Origin of the sequence: Desulfuromonas sp. (genome assembly GCF_002868845.1) — a bacterium.
Lineage (GTDB): Bacteria > Desulfobacterota > Desulfuromonadia > Desulfuromonadales > BM501 > BM501.
In genome coordinates this window covers 1-17682 of sequence record NZ_PKUB01000013.1, presented here as the reverse complement: position 1 = coordinate 17682, position 17682 = coordinate 1, and the positions used below count along the sequence as shown (strand labels likewise).

General features: G+C 59.9%; 11 protein-coding genes and 1 other RNA gene. 6 read left to right on the top strand and 6 right to left on the bottom strand.

Annotated elements, in window-relative coordinates; genetic code table 11:
* Positions 1-311: 311 nt before the first annotated feature.
* Positions 312-1889, bottom strand: coding sequence for an ATP-binding protein (locus C0617_RS03020; RefSeq protein WP_291315544.1), 1578 nt, complete (start codon positions 1887-1889; stop codon positions 312-314).
* 230 nt (positions 1890-2119) lie between these two features.
* Here C0617_RS03020 and ssrS point away from each other — a divergent pair.
* A non-coding RNA gene (gene ssrS, locus C0617_RS03015) (6S RNA) lies at positions 2120-2302 on the top strand.
* A 197-nt stretch (positions 2303-2499) separates the two neighbouring features.
* On the opposite strand, the gene C0617_RS03010 is transcribed toward ssrS, so the two are convergent.
* Positions 2500-2706 (bottom strand): hypothetical protein, encoded by a 207-nt coding sequence (locus C0617_RS03010; protein WP_291315543.1) that lies wholly within the window; start codon positions 2704-2706, stop codon positions 2500-2502.
* A gap of 185 nt (positions 2707-2891) precedes the next feature.
* Between C0617_RS03010 and C0617_RS03005 the strand changes: the two genes are divergently transcribed.
* Positions 2892-4067: a TraB/GumN family protein gene (locus tag C0617_RS03005; RefSeq protein WP_291315542.1), complete on the top strand. Its 1176-nt coding sequence runs from the start codon at positions 2892-2894 to the stop codon at positions 4065-4067.
* Positions 4068-4198: 131 nt separating this feature from the next.
* Here C0617_RS03005 and C0617_RS03000 read toward each other — a convergent pair whose 3' ends face one another.
* From C0617_RS03000 to C0617_RS02990, 3 genes are all read right to left on the bottom strand, one after another.
* Entirely contained in the window at positions 4199-5926 is a 1728-nt protein-coding gene (locus C0617_RS03000; protein ID WP_291315541.1) for a L,D-transpeptidase family protein, read from the bottom strand.
* Between the two features lie 202 nt (positions 5927-6128).
* On the bottom strand, positions 6129-7493 hold the full coding sequence (locus C0617_RS02995) for an NAD-dependent succinate-semialdehyde dehydrogenase (RefSeq protein ID WP_291315540.1): 1365 nt from the start codon (positions 7491-7493) through the stop codon (positions 6129-6131).
* Between the two features lie 106 nt (positions 7494-7599).
* On the bottom strand, positions 7600-9240 hold the full coding sequence (locus tag C0617_RS02990) for an acetolactate synthase large subunit (protein ID WP_291315539.1): 1641 nt from the start codon (positions 9238-9240) through the stop codon (positions 7600-7602).
* A 252-nt stretch (positions 9241-9492) separates the two neighbouring features.
* On the opposite strand from C0617_RS02990, the gene C0617_RS02985 reads away from it, so the two are divergent.
* The 4 genes from C0617_RS02985 to C0617_RS02970 all read left to right on the top strand — a co-directional run bounded on the left by C0617_RS02985 (position 9493) and on the right by C0617_RS02970 (position 17114).
* Positions 9493-10905: a tetrathionate reductase family octaheme c-type cytochrome gene (locus C0617_RS02985; RefSeq protein WP_291315538.1), complete on the top strand. Its 1413-nt coding sequence runs from the start codon at positions 9493-9495 to the stop codon at positions 10903-10905.
* A gap of 229 nt (positions 10906-11134) precedes the next feature.
* Complete coding sequence (locus tag C0617_RS02980) at positions 11135-12520, top strand: tetrathionate reductase family octaheme c-type cytochrome (protein ID WP_291315537.1); 1386 nt, start codon at positions 11135-11137, stop codon at positions 12518-12520.
* Between the two features lie 335 nt (positions 12521-12855).
* A complete protein-coding gene (locus C0617_RS02975) occupies positions 12856-14817 on the top strand; it encodes a pilus assembly protein PilZ (protein WP_291315536.1) in 1962 nt (653 codons plus the stop codon).
* Between the two features lie 41 nt (positions 14818-14858).
* Positions 14859-17114 carry an HD domain-containing phosphohydrolase gene (locus C0617_RS02970; RefSeq protein ID WP_291315535.1) on the top strand — a complete coding sequence of 752 codons (2256 nt, stop codon included), beginning with the start codon at positions 14859-14861 and terminating at the stop codon, positions 17112-17114.
* A 12-nt stretch (positions 17115-17126) separates the two neighbouring features.
* Here C0617_RS02970 and C0617_RS02965 read toward each other — a convergent pair.
* Positions 17127-17682: methyltransferase domain-containing protein (locus tag C0617_RS02965; RefSeq protein ID WP_291315534.1), on the bottom strand; the 556-nt coding region annotated here is incomplete at its 5' end.

Sequence of the window (17682 nt, the reverse complement as noted above, 5' to 3'; positions counted from 1 at the left end):
CAGAGGGTATAAATAAAAAAGCGCCCACCTTCCGTGTATCGGAAGGGTGGGCGCCGTTGCCAACCGTCGGCCCTATCTGGAACACCTTTGTTCCCCGGGCCGCTATTCTGTTTTCTTTTTACCCGGCCCGTCGCCAGAAGAGATCTTCTCCTTTCTGCCAGCGGGCCGCTCCCTGCAATCTTCGTTTTCTATAGTAGCACAGGCTGTGCCAAAACTTTTTTCCCTTATCTTTCAGCAACATATGGCTTTTTGAATACAGAATATGCCTGTTTTTTTTGCACCCTGTGCAGGGCCTGAGCATGCAAAAGCAGCTACTCTGCCGGGAGAAAAACCCGGAAGGTAGTCCCCTTCCCCACAGCCGATTCGAGCTCCAGACGCCCCTCGTGCTCCAGCACGATGTTACGGCAAATATACAGACCCAAACCGGTCCCCTCCCCTTCCTTCTTGGTGGTAAAAAAGGGCTCGAAAATCCGTTTCCGCACCTCCGGGGGAATGCCGGCGCCCGAATCGGACACAACCGCCTCCAACATCCCCTCCCCGGCGGGCCGGGTCTCCACGGAAAGGGTCCCCCCCTCCTTCATGGCCTGGGCCGCGTTAAGAATCAGGTTGATAAATACCTGCTTGAGCTTGTTGGGATCGGCCTGGAGAACCGGAACTTCCCCGTAGGACTCCTTCAAGACAATGGAGTGGCGGGTCACCTCGTAGCGCACCAGGCGCAGCACGTCCTGAAGGATCTCGTTGAGGTCGACCCACCTCTTGGCGGCCCCCTGCCCCCTGGAGAAGGACAGCAGTCCTCCGGTCAGGGCCTTGAGCCGTTCGACCTCGCTCTCCACCCTCTCGACAAGCTCCTTCTGGAAGGAAGACAGGTTCTCCTCCCTTTGCAGCAACTGGGCCCCGTAGGCGATAACCGCCAGGGGGTTGTTGATTTCGTGGGCGATCCCTGCCGATAGCCTCCCGACCTCGGCGAGCTTTTCCGACTGAAGGGTCTGGTCGAGAAGCCTGCGGAATTCGGTGACGTCCTCGACGATCACCACCACCCCGACGGTCTTGCCGTCCTCCTTCAGGGGGGCCAGGCGCCTCTTCTGGAAACGCATCTCCCCCCGGTGGTCGCGATGGGCGAGTCGGAATTTCTCCGGCATGCCCGTATCGAAAACCTTGTGTACCCGATCGGCAAAACCCTCCCCCTCAAGCCCGGGGAAGATCCGGAACAGGCTGTGTCCGAGGACTTCGCTCTCGGCCATCCCGCTCATGTCTTCGATGCGGCGGTTCCAGGAAGTGACCCGCATCTCGTTATCAACGGTGTAGATTCCGAGATTGGCGCTTTGCAGGATACTGCCATTAAACTGGTGGAGTTTCTGGTAGCGCTCCGACATCCCCTTGAGGTTCTGGTAGAGGCGGGCATTCTCGATGGCGATAGCGGCCTGGCCGGCCATGGTCATGAGCGGGGCGATATCGCCCCGGGAAAAGGCGTGGGGACGGGGGCTCTCCACGTTGAAGACCCCGATCACCCTGTCCCTGGCCACCAGGGGCACCGCCAGTTCGCTACGGGCCCCGCTGATCCCCGGGACGTAATCGGGATGCGAGGCGATATCGGTCAGCAGGATCGGCTCTCCATCCCGGGCCACCTGCCCCATGACCCCTTGGCCCACCGTGATCTCTGGCCCGGTCGCCTCCTCCTCGTAGCCATAGGAAGCGGCAGTCACCAGCACCCCGCGTTTCTCTTCAAGGAGACGAATAATTGCGTTCTCGAACCGGAACACTTCCCGGGAGATGCGCAGGATGCGGTTAAGAAGCTCCTCCAGTTCAATGGTTGAGGCCAGTTCCTTGCCGATATCAATAAGTGCGGTGACCAGCTTTTCTTCCTGCCGGCCCGCTGAATGAATCGCCATTTCTTGTCCTTTTGCAGTGGGTGCCATATCCATTACAGGGCACAAGCCGTGCCATCCTCCTTTCACACGGTATCAAGGGAAAAAACGGCGTCGATGACGGGAAATCGCTCAAGATTTGTCCACCCGAAATTGACACATGCCCAATCCTTGAGCATTCGCGGGGCTCCCGAAAAGGGCAAATTCCCTCTTGTCACCGCCCACTCTTTCCCCTATACTCACCACTAAGAGAAAGCTCTCTGCCCTGCAAGTGAGGTTAGAACGCCCAAGCGGAATAATGTTATTTCGGGATCGCTTCCAGGGGCGTTGTGAGCCAGCCCACCACGTAGTGGGACGCCTGATACGCCCACAAGCTATCCCCCCTATTCTGGTACTCGCTTTGAGGCCGGAAAACCCACGGCAGGCGTGGAGAGCCATTCAAAAAAAAGGCGCCGACTCTGCGGCGCCTTTTCTGTTCCCGACTCCCATCTACGGCTTCTGTAACCGCCTTTTCCGCTTCCTTCTGTTGAGTAATGAATCACAAAAGCGACCCTCCCTCTCCCTGTCATGGCAGGCGAAAGAGAGGCATTCCTTTTTTGTCGCCGCGGCGTTCCTTTTTACGACCCCTGTCTCTTCAGGCCTCTCCCTCGACCTCTTCCACTTCGGCGGGCGGCCAACTGGTCACATCTTCGCCGACCTGAACCAAAAAGGCATCCGGGGTATCGAACCCGGTACACTGGATCACCTTCCCCACCTCGCCGGTCCTCATGTTGCGCAGGAAGGCGGGCATGTCTTTGTGTTCGGTTCGTTCGCAGGCATCGTTGTAGTCCTTGTGTTTCATGGTCACGTCCTCCCGTCCTTTTTTCTAAAGTATATCACCTAACCGAAGGCTGTGCCCCACTGGGCAAGGCGGGATTTCAGGGACCGAAAAACTTCCTGTCCGGCCAAGAAAACAAACCCCTACGTCAAAACAGCAAAGATATGCTAAGATGCAAAGTTGAATTCAGTGCAGGACGAAAGGTCACAATGAACGATCATACCCCTTCGGATATCCGGCGCCTGACGCTGGAAGGCAAGGACATCACCCTGGTGGGCACCGCCCACATCTCCCAGGACTCGGTTGACACCGTGCGAAGGGTCATCGAAGCGGAGATGCCGGACACGGTCTGCATAGAACTCGACGCGCAAAGGCACCGGGCCCTTCAGGATCAGAAGCACTGGGAATCCCTCAACCTCATCCAGGTCATCCGCAAGGGGCAGGCCCCCTTCCTGATGGCCAACCTGGCCCTGGCGGCCTTCCAGAAACGCATGGGACTGCAGACCGGCGTAAAGCCGGGGAGCGAACTGGCGGAAGCGGCCGCCCTTGCCAAGGACCGTGGCATGGCCGTTGAGCTTGTTGACCGGGAGATCCGCACGACCCTGCTGCGGGCCTGGCGCATGACCGGACTGTGGCGGAAGATGCACCTCCTCGCGACCCTTGTGGCCGGCCTGTTCGAAAACCAGAAACTCGATGAAGAGGAACTGGCCCGTCTGCGCCAGACCGACACCCTTTCGGCCATGCTTGAGGAGATGGGAGACATGCTCCCCTCGGTCAAGACGATCCTCGTGGACGAACGCGACCAGTACATGGCCCACCACATCCGCAACGCCCCCGGGAAGAAGATCGTGGCGGTGGTCGGCGCAGCACACCTGCCCGGAATTGTAAATCACATCTCCACCGGAGTCTCCGAGCAAACCATCGGGGAGATCTCCGTCATCCCTCCAAAGGCCAGCCTCTCCAAGGCCCTTCCCTGGATCGTCCCGGCCGTCGTGGCGGCCCTTTTCGCTACCGGCTTCTTTTTCGGCGACCGCCAGCAGCTGGCGGACACGGCACTGGCCTGGATCCTGGCCAACGGTCTGCTGGCCGCCCTCGGCACCCTTTTCGCCCTCGGGCACCCCCTGACCGTGGTTGCAGCCTTCGTGGCCGCTCCCATCACCTCGCTCAACCCCACGGTCGGTGCCGGCATGGTCACGGGCCTGGTCCAGGCTTTCGTGGCCGCACCAACCGTCTGTGACATGGAACGGGTCGGCGAAGACCTGACCACCGTGCGCGGCTGGTGGAACAACCGCATGACCCGGGTTTTGCTGGTGTTCCTCTTCTCCTCCCTGGGCTCCGCCGCCGGAACCCTCATCGCCTTCCACTGGCTCGCAGACCTTTTTTAGAGTTCCCTGGAGTCGGTTCAAGCCATCCCTCCAGGCCCTCTCTGCGTTGCGCCTCAATGCGCCAGCGCATGCCCTTGGCAAGGGGCCACGATGGCCGAGAGACGGGTCCCCCCTCCCTGCCGCCGAGGGCGCTAGTCCCCAGAGAGGGCAGGACGGTCCTGAATCACGTATCCCTGCTCGGCCTCTCCGGGTTTCCCCTTGTTTCCTAGGGCCAGTTCAAGGTCCACGTCCCGCTGATAAATATCCCTGCGGAACTGCATCGCCCCCGCAGCGTCCACCCAGGCAGTCCTGTAAAGGATGTGCACGGGTAGAGGATTGGACAGCCTCACCCACAAGGGTGACTCGAATTCGGTGGCGTCCAAAATCCGGTCGCAATCCCAGTCCTCTTCCTCTTCCAGGACAAAAGCGGCCAGGTCCTGGGGCCTCTCCACCCGGATACAGCCGGAGCTGAAGGAGCGGACGTGGTGCCCGAACAGATGCTTGTCGTTTGTATCGTGGAGGTAAACATCGAAAGAGTTGGGAAAAAGGAACTTGACCTGTCCCAAGGGGTTCCATGGTCCGGGTCGTTGACGCAGGACCCCCGGGAACCGGTCTGCGGTGACCTGGTCCCAGGAAATCCCGGAGAGGTCGAGGATTTCCTTTCCTTCGCCGCGGCCGCGCACAATTTCGAAATTCTTTCTCTCTAGATAGCCGGGATCGTCCTTGATCCTGGGAAGCTTGTCCTCCCGCAGGATCGTCGGCGGGACATTCCAGTAGGGGGAGAACACCAGGTACTTCATGCGGGCCGAGAAAATCGGGGTCTTGCGGTAGCCCGTCCCGACAATGACCGGCATGGACATCACCGCCCGGCCGCCCTCCACCACCTCGAGGGAGAAATCCGCGATATTGACCTGCAGGTGCCGCCGGCCCAGATCCCTCGGCAGCCATCGCCAGCGCTCCAGGTTAAGCTCGACCTGCCGGATGCGGGCCTCGACCGGGGTATTCAGTTCGGCGAGGGTCTTGGGCCCCACGACTCCGTCAGCGACCAGCCCGTGCCTGCGCTGAAACCGCTTCAGGGCGTCCTCCAGGCCAGCGTTGAACTCCCCGCCCCCCCCTGGCTCATCCCCCGCTCCGGAGTAGTCGCCGGATATTTCTAGCCGCTCCCGAAGCAGGTCGACCCGCCTGTCCACATCCCCCGGCCGCAAGGTCGGCCCTGCAGGAACCGCCGGCCATCCCCCAAGAGCCGAGAGGCGCCGCAGAGTTTCCAGTGCCTGACGTAACCGGTCGTAGCTTTCGTGGTGGGGGAGAAGCGAATCGAGAGCCCCGGCAACGCCCTCTCCGTCCAGAACCTGCTTCAGCAGCCGGGTAACGTCGCCGCCCTCGGTCAAGGCGCACAGCCCGAGGTGAAGGGCGCAGGGATCGACCCGTCCATGCCGAAGGTGGTGGGCATAGAGGAGAAAAGCGTCGGTAAGGAGCAGGTCGAGCCTGGCCACGTAGGACGAGTCGAAAAGAACTCCGTAGCGCCGCGAGTCAGCCTCCAGGGTCGCCAGGGGCTCTATCTCCCCGAGGTGATAATCTTCGGGACACAGGCCCTCGCGCCCGGCGTCCCTCAGCACCGAGAGAAGCTCAGCGCCCTTGCGTCCCAGGCCGAGGTCGCCGACCCACGCCGGCCGATAGTCTCGCTCCGCGTAGAAAGACGTCAGGATTTCGCCATGATGGAGGCCGTCCCATCCCCACGCCAGAAGCGGCGACGGCTCTTTCAGAAGAAACCGGAGATCCCCGGCCGTCTCCTGACTCAGCGATACGGCTTCGGCCGAGGAGCCCGGAAGAGAACAGGCGCACAGGACAAGGAAAAGGGCGAACCATTTTTTCCGAAACATTGCCAACTCGACCGCCGCCTCTCAAAATTAAATGGTTGCGTGTATATATAGGGTACTGCAAAACGATCAGGGGGAAAACCCCGGCCACCCATAAAAAGCAACGGCCGCCCCTCTCGGGACGGCCGTCGGCAACAGTCGTCATGCGGCTTCGTACCCCGTCATGATCAGGACAGGGCATCGGCCGGGATGTCTCTGGGGGGCCTTACTTCACCCACACCGTCTGGATATTGACGAATTCCTTGATGCCGTGATAGGAGAGTTCGCGGCCGAACCCGGAGATCTTGACTCCGCCGAAGGGCAGGCGAGGGTCGCTCTTGACCATACCGTTGACGAACGCTGCCCCGGCTTCGAGGTGGGCCGCGAACGCCTCGCCCTTCTCCAGGTCCGCGGTCCAGACGCACGCTCCGAGACCGAACGGGGTGTCGTTGGCGATATGCAGGGCATCGGCATCGTTTTCCGCCCGAATGACCGAGGCGACGGGCCCGAAGAGTTCCTCGGTATAGGCCGGCACGCCCGGCACAACCTCGGTGAGGATGGTCGGCGGGTAAAAGCAGCCGGCGCGCTCAAGCGGCGCCCCGCCGAGGACGACTTTGGCCCCTGCGGCCACCGAGGCCTTGACCTGGTCGTGCAGTTCCAGCATCAGATCGTGGCGCGCCTGGGCCCCGACCTGGCTCGATTCATCGAGCGGGTCGCCGATCACCAGGGCTTTCATGCTGGCGGTGAATTTCTCCAGAAACGCCTCGTAAACCTCCTCAACGACGATAAAGCGCTTGGCGGCGATGCAACTCTGTCCGGAATTGATGCAGCGCGACTTGGCCGCGGCGGCGGCGGCCGCGTCCAGATCGGCGTCGGCGAGAACGACGAAGGGGTCGCTGCCACCGAGCTCGAGGACGGTCTTCTTCAGCATCTCCCCGGCCTTGGCCGCCACCTTGCGCCCGGCGATGTCGCTGCCGGTGAGGGTCACCGCCTTCACCTTCGGGTTCTCGATGACCGCGTCGACTTTTCGCGAGCCGATCATCAGGGTGCGGAAGACGTTCGCCGGGAAGCCCGCCTTGACAAAGACCTCCTCGATCTGCAGCGCGCAACGCGGTACGTTGGATGAATGCTTCAGCACCCCGGTGTTGCCGGCCATCAGGGCCGGGGCGGCGAAGCGAAAAACCTGCCAGAAGGGAAAGTTCCAGGGCATAACCGCCAGAACGGTCCCGATCGGGCGGTGGCCCACGTACGATTTGGAACCGTCGCTCTCGATCGGCTCATCGGCCAGAAACCCTTCGGCGTGGTCCGCGTAGAAATCGCAGCAGAGGGCGCACTTGTTGATCTCGCCGCGCCCCTCTGAAATCGGTTTCCCCATCTCCACAGCCATGGTCCGCGCATACTCGTCGATATTATCGCGCAGGACCTGGGCGGCCCTCTTCATCAGGGTCGCCCGCTGCTCGAAGGTGGTATGCGCCCAGTCCATCCAGGCCTTGTCGACCTCTTCGATCACCGATGCGACCTGCTCGTCGGACCACTCCGTGAAGGTTTCAATCAGTTCCCCGGTTGCGGGGTTTATCGACTCCAGTGCCATAGCCTCCTCCTCCCTTGGCGCAACCGCGCCTCAAAGCCTCCAAACGATACGAAAAAAAGACCGGGCAAACCCGGCGGTTTTGCATCACGAACAATCTCTGCGGTGTTCAGATTTGGCAGACCAGTTTGCCTAATCTTTCGGTCAATTTCAAGTTTTCTTCATAGTCCACCGGACAATCGATGACCACCGGGCCATCATGCCCGAGGGCTCGGCGGAGCATCGGCCCCAGGTCCGAGGCCCGCTCCACCCGCAGGCCGAGGGCGCCGAAGCTTTCGGCGAAGCGCACAAAGTCCGGGTTTCCGACTTTCACGCCGGTCTGGCGGCCGTATCGGATCCGCTGTTTCCACTCGATCAGGCCGTAGGCGTTGTCGTTGAAGATCAGGATGACCAGGGGCAATCTCTCGCGCACCGCGGTTTCCAGTTCCTGGCAGTTCATCAAAAACCCTCCGTCGCCGGTCGCGGCTACAACCTTGTGCTCCGGAAAAACGAGTTTGGCGGCGATGGCCCCCGGCAGTGCGATCCCCATCGAGGCGAATCCGTTGCTGATGATGCAGGTGTTCGGCTGGTGGCAGGCGTACATCCGCGCCAGCCACATCTTGTGCGCGCCGACATCGGAGATCACGATATCCTCCCCGGCCAGGGCGCGGCGCAATTCGGCGACTATTCGCTGCGGCTTGACCGGAAAACCGTCGTCCCGCCCCGCCGCCTCAAGCTCCCCCATTAAGGCCCTGCGCAGCCCCTCGTTGGCCGGGACCGGCCATTTCCGGGCACCCAGGCAATCGGTCAGGGCGCAGAGCGTCTCTCCGATATCACCAATGACCTCGCATCGGGTATTGTAGAAACGATCGATCTCCGCCGCAGTTCGATCGATATGGACAATGCGCCGGGTGCCCTCCGGGTTCCACAGGCGGGGATGGTACTCGACGATGTCGTAGCCGATCGCCAGCACAAGGTCGGCGGCGTCGAAACCGCAGGAAACATAGTCCCGGGACTGCAGGCCAACGGCCATAAGCGACTCGGCCTGATCGTGGGGCACGCACCCTTTCCCCATAAAGGTGTGGGCAACGCCGATGCCGGTGGCGGAACAGAAATCGCGCAGTTCCTGGCAGGCGCCGCTGCGGATCACCCCATTGCCGGACAGGATGATCGGCCGGCGGGCCTTGCGAATCAGGTCGGCGGCGACCTGCAAGACCTCGGGATGGGGCTTGGTCGGGGGGACGAGAGAAGGCTCAAGGGGGTCAAGCCCCTCGACCGAGCGCTCGGCTACATCCTCGGGGAGGTCGATGTGAACCGCTCCCGGTTTTTCCGAGGAGGCCACCTTGAAAGCCTTGCGCACGATCTCAGGGATGGTGGCCGGGGCTTGAACCAGAGCGTTCCACTTGGTCACGGGACGGAACAGGGAGACCAGGTCGAGGTACTGGTGGGATTCCTTGTGCATGCGGTCCAGGGAAGCCTGACCGGTAATCGCGACCAGGGGAGCATGATCCATATTGGCGTCAGCCACCGCGGTCATCAGGTTGGTGGCCCCCGGCCCAAGAGTGGAAAGGCACACTCCCGGCCGGCCGGTCAGCCGGCCGTGGACATCGGCCATAAAGGCGGCCCCCTGTTCGTGGCGGGTCGTCACGAAGCGGATGGCCGAGTCGCGCAGCGCCTCCATCAGCGCCAGGTTCTCCTCCCCGGGAACGCCGAAGACGAACCTGACCCCTTCCTTTTCCAGGCACCTGACCAGAAGTTTCGCGCAGTTCATTGAGGTATCTGCTCCTTTGGCGGAAAATATCCGGCGAACAAAACTGACCAAAGTATACCCTTGGGAGAAAAAGCCGCAAGAAATGGGGCCCTGCCGCCGATAAAGATCAGTATTGACTTGGAACGCACAAACATGGTAAAAATTGCATATTCAGATCTTGGCATTACATTGTTGTCTTTATCCAACCCATTTCGCAACACCCCGCCCGCCGGGCGAGACTATCCCAACACCACGAGACGGAGGTTGAAAAACATGTCGATCCACTCCCGCAAATGGCTTCTCGCCACCCTGGTGGCTGCCTTTATCTGCCTGCCGGCCCTGCCCGGCCTGGCCGCCGAAACCGACCACACCGGCTTCGTCGAGGGTCCCTTCACCACCGGCCCCGAAGTGACCAAGCAGTGCCTCGAGTGCCACGAAGACGCCGCCACGGACGTCATGAAGACGTCCCACTGGACCTGGGCCCTGGAGCAGAAAGTCGACGGCAAGACCGTGGCGCGCGGCAAGAAGAACGCCATCAACAACTTCTGCATCTCCGTCACCGGCAACTGGCCGCGCTGCACGAGCTGCCATGCCGGGTACGGCTGGACCGACAACGACTTCGACTTCAATGACAAGACCAAGGTCGACTGCCTCGTTTGCCACGACACCACCGGCACCTATGTCAAGGAACCGACCGGCGCGGGCAATCCCGCCAAGAGCGTCGACCTGCTGCGCGTGGCCCAGAACGTCGGCAAACCGGTCCGCGACAACTGCGGCGCCTGCCACTTCTTCGGCGGCGGCGGCGATGCCGTCAAGCACGGCGACCTCGACTCCTCCATGGCCTACCCGGACCGTACCGTCGACGTTCACATGGACGCCGAAGGGAACGACTTCCAGTGCCAGGCCTGCCATGAACCTGAGAACCACCTCATCCCGGGCAACTCCCTCGGCGTCTCCCCCGGAGGCGAGAACCACTTCGGCTGCGAGAAATGCCACGACGCCTCGCCTCACAAGCAATCCCGCCTGAACACACACGCCGCGGCCGTGGCCTGCCAGACCTGCCATATCCCGGCCTACGCCAAGGAAATCCCCACCAAGCTCGAGTGGGATTGGTCCACCGCAGGCCAGAACCTCGAGGGCGAGCACAAAGACGAATACGGCAAGCACACCTACATGAAGAAGAAGGGGCACTTCAAGTGGGGCAAGAACGTCACCCCCGAGTACGCCTGGTACAACGGCTCCGCCGGCGCCTACCTCCCCGGCGACAAGATGGACCCCGACCAGGTCACCAAGCTCAGCTACCCCCTCGGAAGCAAAGGCGAGAAGAACGCCAAGATCTACCCCTTCAAGGTCCACCGCGGCAAGCAGATCTACGACAGCAAGAACAACGTCTTCATCACCGCCAAGGTCTTCGGCAAGGGCGGCTACTGGAAGACCTTCGACTGGGACCAGGCCGCCAAGCTCGGCATGGAGTCCAACCCGATCATGAAGGAGAAGGGGATCAGCTACAGCGGCTCCTACGGCTTCGCGGCGACCGAGATGTACTGGCGCCTGAACCACATGGTCGCTCCCGAGGAGCAGGCCCTCGGCTGCCTCGACTGCCACGGCGACAACGGCCGCCTCGACTGGAAAGCCCTGGGATACAAGGCCGACCCCATGGACGACCGTTCCCCTGCCAAGAACTAAGACCTCCCTCCCGTACCTCAACGGGATTTGGGGCACCCGCTCTGCGGGTGCCCATTTTTTTTGCCTATCGCTCAGACACTCTCATGAAAGGGTCGCCATCCCCCTTTTGACAGAGACCTATCACGCTGCTACATTCTCCGGCAAAAGAGCCCGGGGGGCAATTGACATTCCCTTCAAGGTTGGTAAGTTTCAATTTGACCCTTCCACCTCAGTTCAGGAGGCAAAATCGATGACGAAACCCATTTCCACCCTCCTGGTCGCCCTTGGCGGCCTCCTGTTAAGCATCTCCCCCGCCGTGGCCTCCACGAACCACGCCGCCCTGATCAAAGGCCCGATCGACAGTGGCCCTGCGGCGACCAAGCAATGCCTCCGCTGCCACGACGACGCGGCCGCCGAGGTCATGGGAACCTCCCACTGGACATGGTCTGCCCTCCAGGGAATCCGGGGCAAATCCGTTGACCGGGGGAAGAAGAACACCATCAACAACTTCTGCGTCTCCACCGCCGCAAACGAACCCCGCTGCACCAGCTGCCACATCGGCTACGGCTGGAAGGACGCCGGCTTCGACTTCACGGACAAAACGGCCGTCGACTGCCTCGTCTGCCACGACACCACCGGCACCTATAAAAAAGAGCCGACCGGCGCCGGCGCTCCCGCCAAAGGGATCGACCTGCTGCGGGTGGCCCAGAACGTCGGCAACCCGACCCGGGCCAACTGCGGTGCCTGCCACTTCTTCGGCGGCGGCGGCGACGCAGTCAAACACGGCGACCTCGACTCCTCCATGGAGTACCCGGAACGATCGGTCGACGTCCACATGTCTCCCGACGGCAACGACTTTCAGTGCCAGAACTGCCACGAAACCTCCAGCCACAAGATCATGGGACGGGCCATGGTCGTCAGCCCCGGCGGGACGGACCACATTGGCTGCGACAAGTGCCACGGCGCGGACCCGCACAAGGAGTCGCGGCTCAACACCCATGCCGGTTCGCTGGCCTGCCAAAGCTGCCACATCCCCCACTTCGCCAAAGAGATCCCCACCAAGCTCTCCTGGGACTGGTCCACCGCCGGCAGAGACATCGACCCGACCCCCATCGACAAACTCGGCAAGGCGACCTATAGCAAGAAAAAAGGGGACTTTTCCTGGGGCAAGAAGGTCGTTCCGACCTACCGGTGGTACAACGGCACGGCCGGTGCTTACCTGACCGGGGACACGATGGACCCCTCCAAGGTGACCCCCCTCGCCTATCCCAACGGCGACAAGCAGGACAAGGCCGCCAAGATCTACCCGTTCAAAACACACTCCGGCAAACAGATCTACGACACCAAGAACAACATCTTCATCACCCCCAAGCTCTTCGGCAAGGAAGGGTACTGGAAGACCCTCGACTGGGACAAATCGGCCCGCCTCGGCATGGAGGCGAGCGGCCTTCCGTACAGCGGCTCCTACGGCTTCGCCCCGTCAATCATGTACTGGCGCATCAATCACATGGTCTCCCCCAAGGAGCAGGCCCTCTCCTGCCTCGACTGCCATGGCGACTCGAAACGCATGAACTGGAAAGAACTCGGTTACGAAGGCGACCCCATGAACAACCCCGAATGGGGCCGGAGCCTCTAAAGAACATCCGCCTCGGATAGGAAAGGGCCCTCGACTCGAGGGCCCTTTTCCTTTTATATCCGGATGGAGATGATCACTCCCATGTCCCAATTCCCAGGCAGACGATCACCATCTTGCCGCTTGTCCTGAGGCCGCCCCTGTGGTAATTTCAAAAAATTGGGACAGGCACGTTATTCGTTTTTAGTGCTCCACACAGATCAGCCGCATCCATTCCACCGCCAGGTGGAGAATCGACTAGCAGCATGGAGTCCTCCTCCAAAGCCGCCAATCCAGTCCCCCTGGAGTTGATGGCGACAGCGACGGAGAAAAAAAGCAAATCGATCAACAAAACACAAATGCTCAATAGATTAAATTTTATCAATTTTGTCGAGAAGACCGTTCTCATCGAGCTGAAACATCCCAAATTCGATTTCACCCACCATCTGCACGCCAAGCCCCAGCCCTGCTCCGGCGACACCGTCGAATGCCTCTGGGTGGGAACACCCGACCTGGAGCAAAAACTCAAAGTCTTCGAGGTCGCCAGGCTCCTCATTGTCGACGACCAGAGCCTTGTCCCCGTAATTCCCCAGGTCGAAAGCGTCGATGCCAAAAGCGTCCGCCTCATCCTGCCGGAGCGCTCCGAGGAAATCTGCACCCGCAGAGTCAGGCGCTACCCGGCCCAGGGCATCCAAGCCCGCCTGAGCCAGAACGGAGCCCCTTTCGAAGGGTTCCTTGTCGATTTCAGCGCGGTCTCCTTTCAGGTAGAACTTCGTGCCACCCCGCCCCAAACTTTCCACTGGATCAGTGCCGGCTCGGCGCCCAACCTGACCCTCTTGCGTGGTTCGGAAACCCTCTATTCCGGCGAATGCGAAATCGTGCGTCATTCCACCGGAGACGAGACCCGGACCTACGTCATGAAGCCGGCGACCAAGGGCGTCCATCGTTTCGGGGCGAGAAAATACCGAAGCAGCAGGCAGAAACTGGTTCCCTCCCCCAATATCAACTTCATCCATCCCATCACCCAGAAACTGGTCGATTTGAAAATCATCGACATGTCCGGGACAGGCTTCGCCGTCGAAGAAGACATGCAGAGCGCCATTCTCCTGCCCGGCATGATCATTCCCCAGATGAAGATACAGTTTTCCAACACCACAAAATTCACCTGCAAAGCTCAAGTCGTCTACAGCAACCCCTTTGAGGATAACGACGAAATCAAGTGCAAATGCGGACTGGTTATTCTGGACATAGCCATAAACGACCACCTGAACTACCTGTCCCTCCTTCAACAGGCGCAAAACCCCAATTCATATATCAGCAACACCGTCGAACAGGATGCCCTGTGGAACTTTTTCTTTGAAACAGGATTCATTTATCCCCAAAAATATGCCTCGATTCAGGGGAAAAAAGAAGAATTCAAACAGACCTACGAAAAACTCTACACTCAGAACCCCACCATCGCCCGCCATTTCATCTACCAGAAAAACGGCAAGATCTACGGCCATTTCGCCATGCTGCGCTTTTATGAAAAGACCTGGATCAACCAGCACCACGCGGCCCTCAAATCCGGTCCCCACAAGGCGGGTTTGGTGGTCATGAGCCAGTTGTCCCGCTATATCAACGACGCGCAGAACCTTTACTCGGCCCACATGGATTTCATCGCCGGTTATTTCCGGCCGAACAATCGGTTTCCCAAGCGCTTCTTCGGCGGATTCACCCAAAAGGTCGCCGATCCCAAGAAATGTTCCATCGACCCCCTGGCCTATTTTCCGTTTCACGCATCCTCGCCCCAGGCATGGGATTCGACCGGCCCGTGGGAGGTTGCGAGAGTCCAGGCCGACGACCTCCGGGCGCTGGAGAGCATATACGAAAAAGAGTCGGGGGGGCTGATGCTGAGCGCTCTCGATCTGAAATCAAACAGGGAAAGCCGGGAGACCCTCAGCGAGGAATACCGAAAAATCGGATTCCGAAGGGAAAACCTGCTCTTCTCGGTCAAAAAGAACGACGACCTCAAAGCCATCATGATGGTCAACCTCTCCGACATCGGCCTGAACATGTCCGACCTGACCAACTGCATCCACGTGTTCGTTCTGGACCCTGAGGACTTCCCCAAAGAGAGACTGTTCTGGATGCTGTCGGTCCTTTCGGTGAAATTCAACCAAGACGAGATTCCGGTTCTTGTCTATCCGCGGACCTACGCCGACTCCCAGTCCGTTCCCTATGAAAAGACCTACAACATCTGGGTATTAAACTTGCAGCACACGGACCTGTACATGGAGCACATGGAAACCCTTCTCCAAACGGCCAAGTACGGAATATAAGTAATCTTTATGGCCGCTGGACCCATCTTCGCAGGGCGTTCATGAACAGCAAGCCTCTCTACAACAGTCGGATTATTGACAACTACCTCCGCCTTATCCGGAGGAGTTACCCCCACGTCGATATCAATGATCTGTTGAGCCACGCGGGAATTTTGCCCTTCGAGGTGGCGGACCAGCGCCACTGGTTCACCCAGGAGCAGGTCAACCTTTTTCACCAAAGGCTCAAGGAGGTCACTCAAAACAACAACATCGCCCGGGAAGCGGGGCGATACGCCGCCTCCCCCGACGCTTTGGGATTGATGAGGCTCTGGGTCCTGGGCACCCTCAGCGCTGCCAAGCTCTTTGAAGTCATCGGGAAGTTTTCCTCGAACCTGACCAGGTCGTCCCGGTATGAATCGAGGAAAATAGCGGCCAACAAGATCGAAATGAAGGTGACCCCCCATGAGGGGACGAAAGAGAACCCGTTCCAGTGCGCAAACCGACACGGCTTTATCGAAGCCGCGGCCCTGATCTTCACCAACAGACTGCCCCGAGTCGAGCATCCCGAATGCATCTTCAAGGGAGGGTCGTCCTGCCGCTACATCGTCACCTGGGAACCGGCAATGACCGGGCTGTTGAAAAAGGCCGCCAACCTGTCGATCGTCCTCTTCATTCTCTACATCATGGCAGGCGTCTTCACCTCCCCCAAAGGCGAGCTGCATTCCATGGGGGCCTTTTTATTGGGAACAGTCGCCCTCGGGCTGAGCGTTATGGCCGGTTCCAGGGAAAAGAGGGAGCTGAAGAACAGCCTCAGCAACCTCTCCGACTCAACCAACAAGCTGGTGGAACAGACCGACATCAACTACAACAATGCCCTCATGGCCAACGAGATCGGCCAAGCGATCAGCGGCAAGATAAACACTGAGGACATTCTCAGCACGGTCATTCAGATTCTGCAAAAACGCCTGGACTTCGACCGGGGGATGATCCTTCTGGCAAACGATGACAAGACCCGCTTAGAGTTTCGGGGGGGGTTCGGCTACCGCGAGGAAGAGATCGCCCTGGTCGGCAAGATCGGCTTCCACTTGAACAGGCCGGAGTCGAAAGGGGCCTTCGTCCTCGCCTACCGCGAGCAAAGGCCCTTCCTGGTCAACGACATCAATGACATCGAAAGCGATCTGTCCCCGCGCAGCCTGGACCTTGCCAGGCGGCTCGGGACCCGCTCCTTCATCTGCTGCCCCATTATCTGCGAAGGGGAGTCGATGGGCACCCTGGCGGTGGACAACCTCTCAAGCAAGAGACCCCTTGTAAAGAGCGACATGAGCCTGCTCATGGGGATCGCTCCGATCATCGGCATCAGCCTGAACAACGCACGCCTCCTGAGCGGGCGGACGACCCAGTTCAGGTCCACCTTGGAGGTCTTGGCGGCCACGATCGATGCCCGGGACTTACTGACGGCGGGTCATTCCCAAAAAGTCACCGAATATTCCCTGGGCATCTGCCAAGAACTGCGCCTGCCCAAGGAATTCCAGGACATGATTCGAGTGGCGGCCCTGCTCCACGACTACGGAAAAATCGGGGTGCCCGACTCCATCCTGAAAAAGGACGGGCGACTCACGCCCGAAGAATACGAAATCGTCAAGACCCACGCTTCCAAGACGCGGGAAATCCTCGAAAGGATCGAGTTCCACGGCAACTACAGGCAGGTTCCCGAAATCGCGGGGGCCCACCACGAAAAACTGGACGGGAGCGGCTACCCCCTCGGCCTCAAGGGAAAGGAGATTCCCCTCGGCGCAAGGATCATCGCCGTGGCCGACTTCTTCGAAGCCATCACCTCAAAGCGCCACTACCGCGACCCCATGCCCCTTGACGTAGCCTTCAAACTGCTCGACGAGGAAAAAGGCACCCACTTCGAGGAGAACATCGTAAACGCTTTTATCAGATACTTCGAAAAAAACGACCTCGGCAAGTCACTTCAACTCGCCAGGAACACCAAGAACAGAGTCCCTTACCGGACCGAGGTAACCTTCCGAGCGGGAGAGCAGATCTTTATCGGACAAACGCACGATATCGGCACCTACGGCCTGTACCTGGTCAGCAACCAGGAACTTTCGAAAGACACGATTCTAGACCTGTCGTTCCATCTGCCCGGCTCCACCCACCTCTTCGTGAAAGCCCTCGGCAGGATCGCCTGGGTCAACCATGCCAGCCTCCAGAAAAGCCCTTCCTTTCCCCCCGGCTTCGGGGTCGAGTTCCTCGAAGTCCACTCCGAAACAATCAAATCGATCGAATCCTGGGTCGAATCGGCTGCCGCGTAGTCGCCGGGGGGGTCAGGACTCGACCAGGGGCCGGCGCCCCCGACAGGCGATCACCGGGGTATAAGTGAAGCGGCGCGGGTCGGAAAAAAAGGTTTCGTACTCCGCCAGGAACTCATCGTAGCCCCCTTCGTAGTCGGTGAATTCGTATCCGATCTTTTTCGGTGCGACCTCCACCTTTTTCATCCAGTTAAAAGCATCGGAATCCTTCAACTCCCCATAGATCACGTGGTGAGCCGAGACATCGACGCCGATGTCCTCGAAACCGAGGTCGTAAAGATAGGAGTAGAGCTTGCGGCCCACATAGGGATCGAAATTGGCCTTCTCCTCCAGGCTCTTCATGACATCGATAATCACCCGCTCCAGCCTTGCCGGCAGGCCGTAATGACTGAGGCAGTTATGGTCCAGGTCGATGAGGTACAGGGTGCCGCCCGGCTTGACGATTTTGGCGATGTTCTCCACCAGTTCCCGACTGTCTTTCCGGTAATACTCCAGGACAAACCGCACCCAGACGAAATCGAACAGACCAAGGTCCTCCAGAGGGCCCCTGGCATCCCTGCATTTGAACTCC

Bases quoted from the DNA above. Each gene is read 5' to 3' on its own strand.
- C0617_RS02980 (WP_291315537.1), top strand. From the start codon at position 11,135: ATGACGAAACCCATTTCCACCCTCCTGGTCGCCCTTGGCGGCCTCCTG.
- C0617_RS02990 (WP_291315539.1), bottom strand. From the start codon at position 9,240: ATGAACTGCGCGAAACTTCTGGTCAGGTGCCTGGAAAAGGAAGGGGTC.
- C0617_RS03020 (WP_291315544.1), bottom strand. From the start codon at position 1,889: ATGGCGATTCATTCAGCGGGCCGGCAGGAAGAAAAGCTGGTCACCGCA.
- C0617_RS03000 (WP_291315541.1), bottom strand. From the start codon at position 5,926: ATGTTTCGGAAAAAATGGTTCGCCCTTTTCCTTGTCCTGTGCGCCTGT.
- C0617_RS02995 (WP_291315540.1), bottom strand. From the start codon at position 7,493: ATGGCACTGGAGTCGATAAACCCCGCAACCGGGGAACTGATTGAAACC.
- C0617_RS02970 (WP_291315535.1), top strand. From the start codon at position 14,859: ATGAACAGCAAGCCTCTCTACAACAGTCGGATTATTGACAACTACCTC.
- C0617_RS02975 (WP_291315536.1), top strand. From the start codon at position 12,856: ATGCTCAATAGATTAAATTTTATCAATTTTGTCGAGAAGACCGTTCTC.
- C0617_RS03010 (WP_291315543.1), bottom strand. From the start codon at position 2,706: ATGAAACACAAGGACTACAACGATGCCTGCGAACGAACCGAACACAAA.
- C0617_RS03005 (WP_291315542.1), top strand. From the start codon at position 2,892: ATGAACGATCATACCCCTTCGGATATCCGGCGCCTGACGCTGGAAGGC.
- C0617_RS02985 (WP_291315538.1), top strand. From the start codon at position 9,493: ATGTCGATCCACTCCCGCAAATGGCTTCTCGCCACCCTGGTGGCTGCC.